This is a genomic window from Bacteroides sp. Phil13 (assembly GCF_001940965.1).
Taxonomy (GTDB): domain Bacteria; phylum Bacteroidota; class Bacteroidia; order Bacteroidales; family Bacteroidaceae; genus Bacteroides; species Bacteroides intestinalis.
This window is the reverse complement of sequence record NZ_MSHA01000096.1, coordinates 39,537-54,336: the sequence shown is the minus strand read 5'-3', so window position 1 is coordinate 54,336 and position 14,800 is coordinate 39,537. Positions and strand designations below refer to the sequence as shown.

Below are 14,800 nucleotides of genomic sequence, written 5' to 3'. Positions count from 1 at the left end.
CACCATGAGAGTCAGAATTAACTTATTCATTATCTGTTTATTACTTGCAGTAGGCCATATTCATGCACAATCTATTTGGGATGGAGCACATCTGCAAAAAGTAAAACAATCATTACATCAACCTTACTTTGCTACCACATATCAAGAGTTGGTAACAGAAGCAGAAAAATTACTGGATGTACAACCTCTATCTGTCGTGATGAAAGAGAAGACGCCCGGCAGCGGAGATAAACACGATTACATGAGTCAGGCACGCTATTATTGGCCCGATCCCTCCAAACCTGACGGTCTACCCTACATCAGCCGTGACGGTGAGTCGAACCCGGAACTGAATAAGCTGGATCGAAACCGTCTTGGAGCAACTGCCCAGCGCGTCACCACTCTTGCACTTGCGTGGTATTTCAGCAATGACGAGAAGTATGCTCAAAAGGCAACTGAACTGATTCGTGTATGGTTCTTTAATAAAGATACGCGCATGAACCCGAATTTAGAATATGCCCAGATGATACCGGGACATCATAACAACAAAGGCCGCTGTTATGGTGTCATCGATACTTATTCGTTCGTTGAGATGCTGGATGCCGTACAACTATTGGAGAAGTCGAAGGCTTTCACACCCAAAGACAGTAAACAACTGAAAGCATGGTTTGGCAAACTGCTGACATGGATACTGAATAGTCCGCAAGGACAGGAAGAAGCTAACCAGGCTAATAACCACAGTACAGCACATGATGCACAAGTTATTGCTTTCGCCCTATATGCAGGAAATGTGAAAGTGGCACAGGAAGTCATCAATGCTATCCCCCAAAGACGTATCTTCACTCAGATCGAGCCGGATGGTAGACAACCACATGAGTTGCGCCGTACCCTTGCATTCGGTTATTCACAGTTCAATCTGTCCCATTTCATCGATATTTTTCTTATGGCTCAGAAGATTGGTATTTCAATTGATAACGCCACATCAACGGACGGCCGTAATTTCTACAAGGCAATGGACTTCTTAGCCCCATATGTTGGCAAAGATGTAAAAGACTGGCCCTACCAGCAAATCAGCGAATGGGATTACAAACAACAAGAATTCTGCAAAGACCTGTATCGTGTTTTCCTGTTAAATCCGGAACGTACGGACTATCTGAAACTTTATAGAGCACATCGCACCATTGATTGGAAGGATCGTTTCAATCTATTGTGGGTAAAACCTGATGATGTAGACAATGCATATGCTTTTGCTTGTGGCCAACTGCAATTTGCCATGAAATGTGCAAATAAGGCCAGAAAAGAAGCTGAGAATCAATGCAAACACCGCGTAATTCCCCGGAGTATCAACAAAGACGGTTCACTGCGAATGATACATCCGCACGACTGGTGTTCGGGCTTCTTCCCCGGTTCATTATGGCAAGTATATGCTTATACAAACGATGATTTCTGGCGTCAGGAAGCTATCAGCAATACCTGGATGATAGAAGAGGCTAAGTGGCACAAAGGTACTCACGACCTGGGTTTCATGATGAACAATAGCTTTGGAAAAGCTTATCAACTAACAGGTGAACGTTCTTATAAAGATGTAGTATTACAAAGTGCCAAGACTTTGATTACCCGCTACAATGACAAAGTAAAGAGCATTCGTTCATGGGATCATAACCGTGATAAATGGAAGTATCCCGTCATCATCGACAACCTGATGAACCTGGAAATGCTATTCTGGGCTACCCAGGAAACCGGCGATTCCATCTACTGGAAAATTGCTGTAAACCATGCCAATACTACCATGAAGAATCATTTCCGTCCGGATTACTCTTCATATCATGTAGTAGATTACGACCCCGAAACAGGAGAAGTGCGTGCCAAACAGACAGCACAAGGCTATGCCGATGATTCTTTCTGGAGCCGTGGACAAGCATGGGGATTATACGGATATACCATGTGCTATCGTTTCACAAAGAATCCAGCCTATCTACAACAGGCACGCCATATTGCAGACTTCTTTTTTGGCTTACCGAACCTGCCGGAAGACTTTATTCCTTACTGGGATATGAAAGCACCTGGTATTCCCAACGTCCCCCGCGATGCCTCTACTGCTGCCATCATGGCTTCAGCCCTGTATGAACTCCGAACCTATGTTTCAGCAGAAGATAGCAACCGTTATCAAAGCATTGCCGACAAGATCGTAGATAGCCTCAACAAACACTACCAAGCTGAACCGGAAACAAACTATGGCTTCCTGTTGCTACACTCCACCGGACACCATCCGGGAGGTGATGAAATCGATGTTCCTCTCAACTATGCAGACTATTATTACCTGGAAGCATTGGCCAGAAAAGACGCTTTTAAGCAATAATTAATACTTTTTAATATAGGAGTTCACCTTTTTGAGACGTTTGTTATAGTAAACGAACTACTTTTCCACTACTTTTGTAGCACAGAGATTTAGAATAAACTTATAAATGAAAAGACATGAAAAACTTATTCGACATTAAAGACAAAGTGATTATCGTTACCGGCGGTTGCGGTATCTTGGGTAAAAGTATTGCTAACTACCTTGCAGAACAAGGTGCCAAAATCGTAATTCTCGACCGTGTAGAAGAAATTGGTAAGGAACTGGAAGCAGAACTGAATCAGAAGACAGAAGCCATGTTCCTTGTAACAGACGTTCTGAATAAAGAAATATTAGAAGAAAACAAAAAAGCCATCCTGGAACGTTTCGGTACCATTGATGTCTTGCTGAATGCTGCAGGTGGAAATATGGCAGGTGCTACTATTGCTCCGGATAAAACCATTCTTGACCTGGAAGTAGATGCTTTCAGAAAAGTAGTAGACCTGAACCTTTTCGGTACGGTATTGCCTACAATGGCATTCGTAGACGTGATGGCAAAGAATAAAAAAGGAGTTATCGTTAACTTCTGCTCTGAATCAGCTCTGCGCCCTCTTACACGTGTGGTAGGATATGGTTCTGCCAAAGCTGCCATAGCTAACTACACCCGTTATATGGCTACGGAACTGGCCACTAAATTCAGCCCTGAGCTTCGTGTAAATGCTATCGTTCCGGGCTTCCTGCTGACCAACCAGAACCGTGCCCTGTTGACTAACCCGGACGGGTCTTATACTGATCGCGCAAAGACTATCATCGCCCACACCCCATGCGGACGTTTTGCCGAACCGGAAGAACTGTTCGGAACCATCCACTACCTTATCAGCGATGCTTCCAGCTTCGTAACGGGTGCCTTGTCTGTAGTAGACGGTGGTTTTGACGCTTTCTCTATCTGACACTTACAAAGTGAATATGGAACACTTACGTAGTACAAATCAATAAATCAAGCCCATTCATTATGATATTATGTGAACAAACCTGGCGCTGGTACGGTCCTAACGATCCGGTCAGCCTGTGGGACATCAAACAAGCCGGTGCAACCGGTATCGTGAACGCCCTGCACCACATCCCCAATGGCGAAGTATGGACAGTAGAAGAAATCATGAAACGCAAAGAAATGATCGAAGCTGTCGGTCTGCGCTGGTCTGTAGTAGAAAGCGTACCTGTACATGAACATATCAAAACCCAGACGGGAGAATTCCAGAAATACATTGATAACTATAAAGAAAGCCTGCGCAACCTCGGCAAGTGTGGCGTGAACATCGTAACTTACAACTTCATGCCCGTACTGGACTGGACGCGTACCGATCTCGCTTATGAACTGCCTGATGGTAGCCGCGCCCTGCGCTTCGAACGTGCCGCTTTCATTGCTTTCGACCTTTTCTTGTTAAAGCGTCCCGGTGCTGAAAATGACTACACCGACGAAGAAAAAGCAAAGGCAAAAGCCCGCTTCGAACAAATGACGGATGCCGACAAGCAACTACTCGTTCGCAACATGATTGCCGGACTGCCCGGTTCGGAAGAGAGCTTCACACTGGAACAATTCCAGCAAGAGCTTGATCGCTATAAAGACATCACTCCGGAAAAGTTGCGTGCCAACCTGATTTATTTTCTGCAAGAAATCACTCCTGTTGCCGATGAAGCCGGTGTAGAGTTGGTTATCCATCCGGACGATCCTCCTTGTTCTATCCTTGGATTGCCGCGTATCATGAGCAGTGCTGCCGATTTCCAGGCATTGATTGACGCTGTTCCTAATAAGAGCAATGGTCTTTGTCTCTGTACCGGTTCTCTCGGAGTCAGCAGTTCCAACGATCTGGAAGGTATGATGAAACAATTCGGTGACCGCATTAACTTCGTACACTTCCGCAGCACACAGCGCGATGCAGAAGGTAATTTCTACGAAGCCAACCACCTGGAAGGTGATGTAGACATGTACCACGTTATGAAAGCTTTCCTCGAATTACAGCAAAAAAGACAAGTATCCATTCCTATGCGTCCCGACCACGGCCACCAGATGGTAGACGACCTGAAGAAGAAAACCAATCCGGGATACTCCTGCATCGGTCGCCTGCGCGGATTAGCAGAATTAAGAGGTTTGGAAATGGGTATAGCAAAATCTATCCTCAAAAAATAGATTCTCAAACCATATAGTTCAGAATGAAATAATAAGGGTATGCCTAAGGAGAAAAGCACATCTCCGGCATACCCTTCGCTCATTTCATAGAGAACTTAAATCAAAATAGAGAGCTTATATTAAATCACTACAACTTCTTCTGGCAAGGAGACTTACATATCTCTCATCAAGCACCTTCAATCTTGTTGGCAGGGTATAGGTAAAATCAACCTTTCCGCCTGCGTGAATCATCATTACCGGGGAATATTCTCCCGGCTCCAATGTGGGCAGGATCACCAACACCTCTGTGTCAGTATACTTAAACACTCTTTTAACATGTATCAATGTGCCCTTATCGGAGACGGGAGAAAGCCCCAGGTAAATGGTTCCAAGTGAAGACAGGCACAGGTTCTCACCTGTAATGACTACCGGAGCATTAGGAGTAATAGTACCGTCACGCAAACCTGTCAACGGATCATATATCTCCTTAATAACAGGAACATTCTTTCCGAGAATTACCGGATATTCATTTCTTTCCTGTTTATTATGATGCAACTCAGCCACTATTTTTTTTCTATCTTTCCTCACCATTCTATTCCTTTTTAGTTAGTCATTACAGTTTCCTAAACTGCACTACAAAATTACACCACAACCCGTATACTTTTGTGGCAAGAAAAAGAAAGGTCAAGCAATCCGGCTTTCTATATATGACTAAACAAGCTTCACCAAACATATTTTTCGGAAATACACCCTATCTCGAAAAGAAATGTTACGAATTTCGAAACAAGTAAGCTGCCAAAAGTGTTAAATAGACAACAGACAAACCTCTAACTCAAACAGAAGATTATGATAACAAACGAGTTAAATACAGGATTAGTTAATGCTGTCAGAGAGAAACTTCCATCCAAAGAAAATCTTGCCAATACTTTAATGGACATTCTTTATATAGGCAAAGAAGCTATCTACCGCCGGCTTCGGGGTGAAGTACCCTTCACCCTAGCCGAAGCAGCCGTTATATCCCGTAAACTGGGTATATCGCTGGATAAGATGATAGGCGTGAGCTTCCAGAACAATGCCGTTTTCGACATGAACATAGTGGATAGCAGCCAGCCGCTCGAAACCTACTACTCCATCTTGGAAAAGCAGGTGGAGCTGTTCCGGAAAGTGAAAGAAGAAGAGAACTCGGAAATCGGGACTTCATCCAACATTATTCCGCTAACTCTCTCATTGAACTATAATATGCTTTCCAAATTCCGGCTATTCAAATGGATGTATCAGAATGAAAACATAAAATGCAGGCATTTTGAAGAAATGGAAATTCCGCAGAAGATAGTAGATAAACAAAAAGAATATGCCAGTGCGGTAGCCCATATCCGTTCTGTAGATTATATCTGGGATAATATGATCTTCAGTCATCTGGTGAATGACATCCAGTACTTCTGTGATGTACACCTCATATCCGATGAAGACAAGAACCTCCTGAAGGAGGAACTGCTCTCGGTAGTAGACGACCTGGAAGAGTTGGCTGCCCGGGGAAAGAGCAAAACGGGCAACGACATCAAGATCTATATTTCGAATATCAACTTCGAGGCTACCTACAGTTATCTGGAGACTGACACAATACAGCTCAGTCTGATCCGGATATATTCCATCAACTCCATCACCACGCAAGATAGCGAAATGTTCCGGGGCCTGAAGGAGTGGATTCAGTCATTGAAGAAGTTCTCCACGCTGATATCGGAAAGTGGCGAAATGCAGCGCATCCAGTTCTTCAAGCAACAGCGAGAAATTATCGATGCACTATAGCTCCTTTTTTCCGAAAACTGAAATTTTTCAAATAATAAGTGCCTGATTTCGAAAACAGATAGAACTACTATCTGTTTTTTTTCATCTTTCAACTATTTACCTTCGCATTCTTTTCAATCAGAAAAGACTATCGTTTTCACCACATGATTTCAATCACAAAAGTTCCGTTAACAAGCTCTATATTTGTATATGTCACAAATTCGTCCTATGACATTTGATTATTAACAAAAAAGAAAAGGCTATGACCAAAAATTACATTGTAAAAGAGTTGATTAACGAAATGAAAGAGAGAATTCCCCCAGGGCAGAACTTAGCCAATTATCTGACAGATACATTATATATGGGGAAAGAGGCCGTCTACCGCAGATTGCGGGGGGAAGTCGCATTCACCTTTGATGAAATAGCCGTAATTTCCCATAATCTGGGTATTTCCATCGACCAGATTATCGGAAACCATCTATCCAACCGGGTCACTTTCGATGTGAATCTTCTGCATTCACCCAATTTATATGAAAGTTATCATGAAATAGTAGAGCGTTACCTGCGAATCTTCAATTCCATGAAAGGAGACAGTGCCACTGAAGTGTATTCTGCAACCAATACAATTCCTTTTACCTTTTACTCGGCCTATGAGTATTTGTCCAAGTTCCGCCTGTGCCGGTGGATTTACCAGAATGGGAAAGTGAAGACTCCCAATTCTCTGAGCGACATGCATGTGCCCGACAAAATAGTCGCTTCTCACAAGAAATTGAGCGAAGGATTAAAGAGAGCCGGAAAAACCTACTTTATATGGGACAGCAACGTATTCAGTTCTTTTGTAAAAGAGATTAAGTATTTTGCCGGATTGAATCTGATATCTACGCCAGACGTCATGTATCTGAAGAACGAACTGCAACAGTTACTCATCGACCTGGAACATTTATCAGTGAAAGGAGAGTATAGCAATGGACATGAATTGTACATTTACCTGTCGAACATTGATTTTGAAGCGACTTATACCTATGTTGCCAATAAGGATTACCAAATCAGCCTTTTTAGGGTATATTCCATCAATTCCATGGATTCGCAAAGCCCGCAAATCTGTGAGATACAGAAGAACTGGATACAGTCGTTGAGAAGACATTCTACTCTGATTTCAGGTAGTGGAGAGGCACAGAGGATTGCGTTTATCGAGAAACAAAGAAGTATTATTGAGACGTTATAGAAAAAAGGAACACCGAAGTAGTATAAAAATGAGTTGTATCAAGATGCTTTTGAAAAGTATCTGATACAACTCATTCAGGTTTTAATCTACAACAGACCGCACACAGCGATAGCTGGGCCAGGTCGATGTTCCTGCACCTGTCCATGCACTAAATTCATTACGACTACGGGCTGACTCCCAATTATATCCTACTAACCAATAAGTATTATCCCGTGCGGTCAATGCCCAATGCATGGTGGCAATTTTTTGAAAATTAGTTCCCCAGTCTGCCGAAGCACCAAATCCTTGATTATCGAGACTAAGTTCAGTTCCCCCCAGACTAACGATCATATACATTTCGCGCTGGGTAGGCAGACGCCATCCGGTCCCTATACTCTCACACGCTTCCTTTGCTTCTGACCAACTCTTACCGCTGAGACTGGTGTTTCCCACCAGAAGTTTCGGAGCAATCTTATTCATTTCATTACTTGTATCAGGAGTATCACCCGAAGCAAACAATAACGTAGGATCTACTCCTCCATCCGCATCGCGGGAGACGATAGTAACTCCTGAAGAAGCTACCGAGAGATAGGGATACTTTTTCCCGCTATTTTTATTATCTCTCACACAACGAAAAAAATTAGTGGCAGACCCTGATTTCGGGTATCCTGCTCCAAAGTCGAGTTCAAAATATGCACCTGTACTTCCTTCGGAATAATACGAGGACGACCAATAATTACCTGTCCAATTCTGATACCATCCATATATATTCTGCCCATATGCTTCACTGCTTCCCAACGCATTACCACCCAACGCATCTGCATAGGCAAATGACAGCAACAATTCACTTGCAGTAGGCAAACGCCAGCCATCACCTATATTATTACATATAGTTTCCGCATCAGAAATACTCGCCACACGTCCCTTGTTTTGACCACTCGTAACCAGGAGCCGATTGTCATGCCTGATAGGGTAAAGGTAAAAAAGAGGGTTTCCGGCAGTTGTATAAGATTTTGTTTCAGATACCATCTGAAGGTCAATCGTGCGATAAAATGGGAAATATTCATTCGCTACAGTATGCATCACATTCTTAAATGTTATTCTTATCGTTCCGCTTTTTCCTTCCTTCCATTTTCCGGGATGGAGCTTCAGTCTGAAGTCATATCCACGGTTTACCACATCATTAGCCTTACCATCATCATCATTATCTACTACAGAGCCCTGATACATCTTCGACTCCGCATTCGTTCTGCCCACAACTATATCGCTATCTGCGTCAGGTCTGAGCAATCCGGTTCCGTCATCACCAACAATGTTCAATTCCTCAACGTTCTCAATTGTCCAGTTATTATTGACAAACAACTGCAAATATTGCTCCGCCCCTAAATGAACTTTATAGGTGCGACTATTGTCAACAGTGGGGTAATACCGGAATGAGAACTGCAGTTCGCCCTGATTGATTGGCAAAGTAATAGAACCAGTATAACTGCCATCCTTATCATAGAGATAGAAATTGAATATATCCCAACGCCACCACCAGCCAGAGGTACTTGCACTGGTGCCATCCCCCGCAAGCCTCGGATTGGGATGCACTGTAAACGCTTGCACCTTTTCAGTGAATGACTTCCTGCTGTCTCTGTACAATTGTGGAATAAGACCATCTGTAGGATACTGAATCGTGGACAGATCCTCAGATCCAAAAAGCTGGACATTGATTTTATCCACAGAAAACATCACATACACCGTCTGTGGCTCGATAGGCAATTCATCTCCATCAGGATTTCTGATAGGGAAGAAAAGGCCATTTTCCAGTTCATTCCCGTATGCATCGACAAATTTGATAATCCCCGGGTCTATCACTCCCTGCGTCACTTTAATATCGTAAGTTAACCGACCCGCTGTCAGCGTAACCGTTGCCATACGGGTCATTCCGGTAATTCCGTTATTAAAATAAGGAATCCTCAATAGAAGTTGCGTGTCTGCATTCGCAGCCCCTGAGGCCTCGGCCATTCCACCTGTGAAACCAAGCCAATCATTACCTTCCGTAACAGTAGCCTTCCAGCCGCCGGGATTGTCAGTAAAAACATTGATAGCGTAACCATTATTCTGATGTTGCGTCACACTGACCTCCGATTCACCCACACCAAGCATATACTGCCCATTGTAAACCACATCCTTGACCATATCCCGGTCATAATGTATCAACCGGAACTTAAGATTGGACATGACTGTATAAGATGCCAATGCCTCCCTGAAACTTTCATAGCCAATGCCCGAAGCTTCCGTTACGGTGATGATGTATTTATAGTTTCGCTTCAAAGACAGATATTCAACTTCCTCTCCTATCTTTCCGGTTTTTGTGAAATCCACGCGGTAAAAAGTGGATTTACCATTACCAATCTTTCCCTTCACAATCAAGCAAACAGCATCCTTGCGGCTCGAAGCTCCGTCTTGCCCCACACCGCCGGCATCCACTGCAGCAGGTGCTTCGAATGTATAAATCTCCCCGTTGTAGGGTGTGCTTCCATCCACGGAATAAAGAATTGCCTCCCCTTCCCCCATCTTCTTGCCACCGTCAGCCGGAAGGTTCGTAGCATCCGGAGCCGGATCGATAACCTTTCCGGCTGCATCCCATGCCGGAGCAATATATCCTATGGTATTGTAATTGGCCAGATAAACTTCCTCTACTGTGAAGTTAGATGCAGAATTACGAATATCAATACGCGCCAGCATGCGTTTCATATTGATGCCGGTTATCGGGTTCATCGAAGGAGCTATTTTCGCTATTTCCTTTTCACCGTACATAGGAATCCGTGTGTAACCACCAGTCGTCGAACCGTCTGCCGTCCATTTGCCGGTGTGGGTATGGAGCAGTGCTTCCATCGCCTCAACTTTAGTGGTTTCCCCCTTCTTGAATTCCGACGCAATACCGTCAAGTTCCCTATTTGCCACAACCACGATGCATGTCGATTCGGTAGTGGGATAAAGTACGGCAGAGAAATTCACAGTAGAGTTATTATTTGCCAAATCCTGTGTAACTCCCGTGCCACGAACCCATTCCAAAAATACCACAGGTGTTTTTGACGCATCAAATACAAGGACATCTACAGTCTTTATTTCGTCTTCTTTCTTGGCTGTCCCCGCTCCGGCCATTGTGCGCGAAGTCACCGACGGAATATCCACATCAGGAACCGTCAAGGTGAATTGTACTCCATTCCCTGTTTGGGGAGGCATTGGTTCAAAGTCTTCTTGTACGCATCCGATAAACCCCATCAATGCCAACAAAGCCGACAAAAGAAAAATCGTTCTGAATATTGAAGTCCTATATTGCATATTTTTATTTCCTTTCTTAATCTATTTCTATATCCTCCATTAGGGTACAGTCAATGTTACTGTCATAGGGGGATTATCACCATTCGTATTGTTTAATGTCAGCGTGGCCGTCTTATCGGATATTGCGTTAGCCTTGAAGTAGAAAAAAACCGTACCACCGCTCGAACCGTGTGCTTCTATCATGGTCTCACGGTTAAGCAAGATATCATCCGGATCATTCACATCGGTTATTTCCCACTCCCACCAGCCAGGGCTACCTGAAGTAAAAACGATCTTGCGGCGTTGCATGATTCCGGTTCCTGTATCACTGCTATCCAGTTGTACATCATAATTCATCCATATTCCGTCTCCGCCCCATTGCTGAAGAGCCACCTGATGATGCAGATTACCTGCTTTAATGTAGCACCTTGTCCACCGCTCGGTTCCTACTCCCGAATCAAACTCAGGCATCACAACACTAACATTATAAGTATACACTCCATCCGAAAAGGACGTCTGAGTCATGTTGACCGTTACCCACAATTCCATACCATTCTTATCCAGCAATGCACCCGCCGGATAGCCTGTATCCGGATTTGCATCATAATTTGTTTTCACCTCTATATCAACAGTAGCAGCATTACGGGCTGTCTGCACCTTGGTCTGCGACAACTTAAGATAGTACTGTTTGTCGAAAATCACATTTACCGGACTCTCGTCCCACTCAAGGGGAGTGGCTGACAGTTGATAGGTCTCGTTTGATATCGTAAGGTTATAGTTGATATACTCTCCTGACTCCCACGAGTGTGGATTAGCATCGAGAATATCCTTGAGCAGGAATTCCCGTTCACCAAAATTGGTAGTAATAACAATCTTGGCCGTAGCAGGAAAGTCGTCGGCATCAGTGGGTAACATAAGAAACGTGTCCCCCATCAGAACGGCTTCTTCGGTCACCGTGTTGTTGTCGGCGAGAGTAGAAGAAATGTTCCCTGTCGTGATATCGTTCCACACGAAATCAGGCTTGTTATGTTCGGTAGTGGTAGCCGGTATATTGGGAATAGTAAGTTTCCCGCTTTTCCCCACATTTTGGAACTCTATCTTTTCGATGGTTACCACATCGGGCACCGGGTCTACCTTTTTAAACGTGAAGGTAACCTTGGTCAGCGTGTGGTAGAAATGTATGCTCACCCCTTCGCTCCATGCAGGTTCCGATATAGCAGCCAGCACATCAACATGGTTGGCGGCATCGGTGTTTGCCGTATAATTCAGCACCATTTGCCCAAGATTGGAGAAGTTCGCAGTGGGTGCACCGGTTCCACTGTAGGGATACCACGAGAAAAACTTCATACTGGCACCCAGCAGTGCCGGCCAGTATTGTTCGGGCGATATGGTTGCCGTGAGGTCGGGATTCACCACGGCACTTGCATTGAAGTATTGTTCCGGAGTGGATGAGGCAGGCGTCAAAGAGGCAAAAAAGCCGAATGTCTCCCCTTTCAGATCGGTATTTGAAGAAATAACCGTACCACGGGTTCCGGCATTTCCACCTTCTCCGATACGTTGCACGACAATCAACTTCCCACATGGCATCATCTCTTCGCCGATACACGAAAAGAGAATGAACGGAAGGATAGCCGCCATTACAGTCATCTTGATAGTATTTCTAAACTTTATCATCGTAATTTCTTTTCCGACATAAACAAAACATCCAGTGAAATGTATTATAAATCCATATTCAAATCGATGTTTTTTACTTCACCCCAGTCTTCCACCGTTATCGTCAATATCTGAATACCGATTTTCCCTACCCGGGCCGTTATCTGATACACATTATTCCTCCGTATTTCCGTAAAAGGTTGTGCTACCGGGGTCCCTTTATCATCAACTTTTGTTATTGTCTCTATCACCTTCCCAGTTACTCCGGTAACATCCGGAGGTCCCTTCAGGATGTTGGTCATGCTGACGGCCAACCGGTCGGAATAGTCCGGTCTGAACGTGCGCTCGGCAACATAGAACGAACTGAGCAGTTTCCGGTTCTTAGCTCCGGTAGCAGACGAATATGCCCACATTTCCGAGGTTGCCGCTGTCCAGGTTCCCGTTAATAAATCGCTTTGTGATACGTTACCCTTCACTTTTCCATAATTTTTCGAAGGCTCAGTATTATCGCGCGTACCATTTGCCTCGTTTCCCATCACAAAATAACTGTCATGCGAGAGGTTATGCAAAGTGACACTGGTGCTACCGGCAGTATATCCGGTCATCGCTCCACCATCTATGGCTTCGAGAAATATATCTACTCGGGCCACGGCACGTTCGATAACCATTTCTACTTTTTGGGTTTCATCAGGTGCTATAGATATATCCCGAATCACTCCTGTCATGGGCATACCAGTCGTAGAAATTATCTGCCCGTCATTGTTCAGTATATCAGCAATATCATAGACCATATCTTGTAACGCCCAAAGACTGGCAATACCATTGAGTTTGCTCGTGAGACTCTGTGGTTCGTTGGCAATAACTACGACCAGAATATCATTGCTGGAAGTCACTTCGAGAAGCTGCGCATCTATATCGGTAGCTGTTCCCGGAGTACTCAACAGGATGTGCTTATTCACATCCAACCTCACACCACTGGGCGTGCTGCCGAATACGATAAACCGCATGGAGTTTATCTCCTCCTGTTGATCCACCTCACCGTTGTTCACCAAGTTGATGCTAAGTTGTGCCCGGGTAAGGGCAGGCAACTCGTCAGTCGCATCTCTGCTGCATGAGAACAAAAGGATTGTGGATACCAGACAAATAATATGTAATAGTCTTTTTCTCATTCTTAAATTTCAATCCCATGAAGCCAGTAAATCCAAGTGCCTACCACAAGTCCGATCTGGATAAATTCTCCTCCTCCGGACTTCTCGGTGACAGTGAATATCAGATTCCATTCGCTCTGGCGGTCAAGGTATTCCTGGAAAGGAAGTTCTGTTCCGTCATGACGGGAAGTCGGTCGGGCAATACTCAGTAACTTCATCAGGTCGTAGCTCCATATTTTGGTTCCGGTATCCGCATTTTTTATAATGAACTGGTAATCCCATCCATCCCTGTTGAACAGGCGCATGGTGTTGAGACGTGCGGATACAAACACGTCGGAAGTTTCTCCCTGACCTGTATAATGAGGCACGTAATGAACCGGTCCTTGGTGTGTAGGTTCGTTCTCCCAAGAATAGGTTGCACTTTCCGGTGCCTGAATTTCAAATGTATATTGTGTTCCGTTCTTTTGGCCTTCTCCATACTTCATCAATGCGATATTGAACCGATTGGTGTTGCGTATCAGATTCACCCGGTAAACCTTGTGGTCGGTATTGGATGGCAAATGGTCCACCTCCACCACACCGCTAAAATAGAGATGCTGGAACTCGAAGTCTACAATATCCGATGCACGCTTCAGGGCTACAGTTAGTTGTCGGAGGGTTGTTGTTCCCGGAACCAATTCACGCCCGGCATTGTCCAAAGCATGGAAGTTGTCGGACAAACTACCAACGGTCAACACTTTGTAGTTTCCGAAATCGAGTTCATTGGTCAACGACATACGGTTGCCGCCAATCAGTGCGGTAGCCTCGGCTCTTTTGGAAAAGAGCAGTTTGTCATCGCTACCGAACACGAATACGTCCACCGATTTCACCTGTGGGTTGAATGCGTCCGCATATTCCATATTATAGTCGAATGCAAATTCCAGCCAAAGTTCACACCGGGGCAAGTCTTCGCGTATAGTGTCACACGAGGCCATACACAGCATCGAGGCGATGATAAGGAACAGCTTAGTTTTTCCGAACATATCTTTTCTCTTTTTAGGGGGCAGCGTTGTTCAACTGCCGTTTATATTGTCAGAGGAGATGTTTAATGACCTCCGGTTACTTTCACTTTTAGGGGCGCTTCTCTATTCATACTATTTAGAGTGCGCAAGGGGGTTCAGTGCTGTTTTTGGGAAGCCTGTCACCGGCTCGTTTTTCACTCTTATCGGCGGCCAGTA

10 protein-coding genes are annotated in these 14,800 nt (G+C 44.5%); 5 read left to right on the top strand and 5 right to left on the bottom strand.

Annotation, left to right across the window (positions count from 1 at the left end):
- Positions 1 to 4 precede the first annotated feature (4 nt).
- The 3 genes from BWI44_RS18990 to uxuA all read left to right on the top strand — a co-directional run bounded on the left by BWI44_RS18990 (position 5) and on the right by uxuA (position 4,502).
- Complete coding sequence (locus BWI44_RS18990; protein WP_195208524.1) at positions 5 to 2,338, top strand: alginate lyase family protein; 2,334 nt, start codon at positions 5 to 7, stop codon at positions 2,336 to 2,338.
- Positions 2,339 to 2,454: 116 nt separating this feature from the next.
- Positions 2,455 to 3,264, top strand: a complete 810-nt coding sequence (locus BWI44_RS18985) for an SDR family oxidoreductase (RefSeq protein ID WP_118420680.1) — start codon at positions 2,455 to 2,457, stop codon at positions 3,262 to 3,264.
- Between the two features lie 62 nt (positions 3,265 to 3,326).
- Positions 3,327 to 4,502 (top strand): mannonate dehydratase, encoded by a 1,176-nt coding sequence (gene uxuA, locus BWI44_RS18980; protein WP_195208525.1) that lies wholly within the window; start codon positions 3,327 to 3,329, stop codon positions 4,500 to 4,502.
- A 114-nt stretch (positions 4,503 to 4,616) separates the two neighbouring features.
- On the opposite strand, the gene BWI44_RS18975 is transcribed toward uxuA, so the two are convergent.
- Complete coding sequence (locus BWI44_RS18975) at positions 4,617 to 5,072, bottom strand: DUF4469 domain-containing protein (protein WP_229036086.1); 456 nt, start codon at positions 5,070 to 5,072, stop codon at positions 4,617 to 4,619.
- 255 nt (positions 5,073 to 5,327) lie between these two features.
- On the opposite strand from BWI44_RS18975, the gene BWI44_RS18970 reads away from it, so the two are divergent.
- Positions 5,328 to 6,287 (top strand): hypothetical protein, encoded by a 960-nt coding sequence (locus tag BWI44_RS18970; RefSeq protein ID WP_117691338.1) that lies wholly within the window; start codon positions 5,328 to 5,330, stop codon positions 6,285 to 6,287.
- Between the two features lie 241 nt (positions 6,288 to 6,528).
- A complete protein-coding gene (locus tag BWI44_RS18965; protein WP_117691339.1) occupies positions 6,529 to 7,491 on the top strand; it encodes a hypothetical protein in 963 nt (320 codons plus the stop codon).
- Between the two features lie 81 nt (positions 7,492 to 7,572).
- Here BWI44_RS18965 and BWI44_RS18960 read toward each other — a convergent pair whose 3' ends face one another.
- The 4 genes from BWI44_RS18960 to BWI44_RS18945 are packed head-to-tail and all read right to left on the bottom strand — an operon-like array spanning position 7,573 to position 14,605.
- Entirely contained in the window at positions 7,573 to 10,803 is a 3,231-nt protein-coding gene (locus BWI44_RS18960) for a fimbrial protein (RefSeq protein WP_195208526.1), read from the bottom strand.
- A gap of 39 nt (positions 10,804 to 10,842) precedes the next feature.
- On the bottom strand, positions 10,843 to 12,456 hold the full coding sequence (locus BWI44_RS18955; protein WP_195208527.1) for a fimbrillin family protein: 1,614 nt from the start codon (positions 12,454 to 12,456) through the stop codon (positions 10,843 to 10,845).
- Between the two features lie 44 nt (positions 12,457 to 12,500).
- Positions 12,501 to 13,604, bottom strand: coding sequence for a hypothetical protein (locus tag BWI44_RS18950; protein WP_118216214.1), 1,104 nt, complete (start codon positions 13,602 to 13,604; stop codon positions 12,501 to 12,503).
- Between the two features lie 2 nt (positions 13,605 to 13,606).
- The gene (locus BWI44_RS18945; protein ID WP_117691343.1) at positions 13,607 to 14,605 is read right to left on the bottom strand and encodes a FimB/Mfa2 family fimbrial subunit; all 999 of its coding nucleotides are present in this window, start codon (positions 14,603 to 14,605) and stop codon (positions 13,607 to 13,609) included.
- Positions 14,606 to 14,800 lie beyond the last annotated feature (195 nt).

Excerpts from the sequence above, each read along its gene's own strand:
- BWI44_RS18990 (WP_195208524.1), top strand. The coding sequence starts at position 5 with ATGAGAGTCAGAATTAACTTATTCATTATCTGTTTATTACTTGCAGTA.
- BWI44_RS18985 (WP_118420680.1), top strand. The coding sequence starts at position 2,455 with ATGAAAAACTTATTCGACATTAAAGACAAAGTGATTATCGTTACCGGC.
- uxuA (WP_195208525.1), top strand. The coding sequence starts at position 3,327 with ATGATATTATGTGAACAAACCTGGCGCTGGTACGGTCCTAACGATCCG.
- BWI44_RS18975 (WP_229036086.1), bottom strand. The coding sequence starts at position 5,072 with ATGGTGAGGAAAGATAGAAAAAAAATAGTGGCTGAGTTGCATCATAAT.
- BWI44_RS18970 (WP_117691338.1), top strand. The coding sequence starts at position 5,328 with ATGATAACAAACGAGTTAAATACAGGATTAGTTAATGCTGTCAGAGAG.
- BWI44_RS18965 (WP_117691339.1), top strand. The coding sequence starts at position 6,529 with ATGACCAAAAATTACATTGTAAAAGAGTTGATTAACGAAATGAAAGAG.
- BWI44_RS18960 (WP_195208526.1), bottom strand. The coding sequence starts at position 10,803 with ATGCAATATAGGACTTCAATATTCAGAACGATTTTTCTTTTGTCGGCT.
- BWI44_RS18955 (WP_195208527.1), bottom strand. The coding sequence starts at position 12,456 with ATGATAAAGTTTAGAAATACTATCAAGATGACTGTAATGGCGGCTATC.
- BWI44_RS18950 (WP_118216214.1), bottom strand. The coding sequence starts at position 13,604 with ATGAGAAAAAGACTATTACATATTATTTGTCTGGTATCCACAATCCTT.
- BWI44_RS18945 (WP_117691343.1), bottom strand. The coding sequence starts at position 14,605 with ATGTTCGGAAAAACTAAGCTGTTCCTTATCATCGCCTCGATGCTGTGT.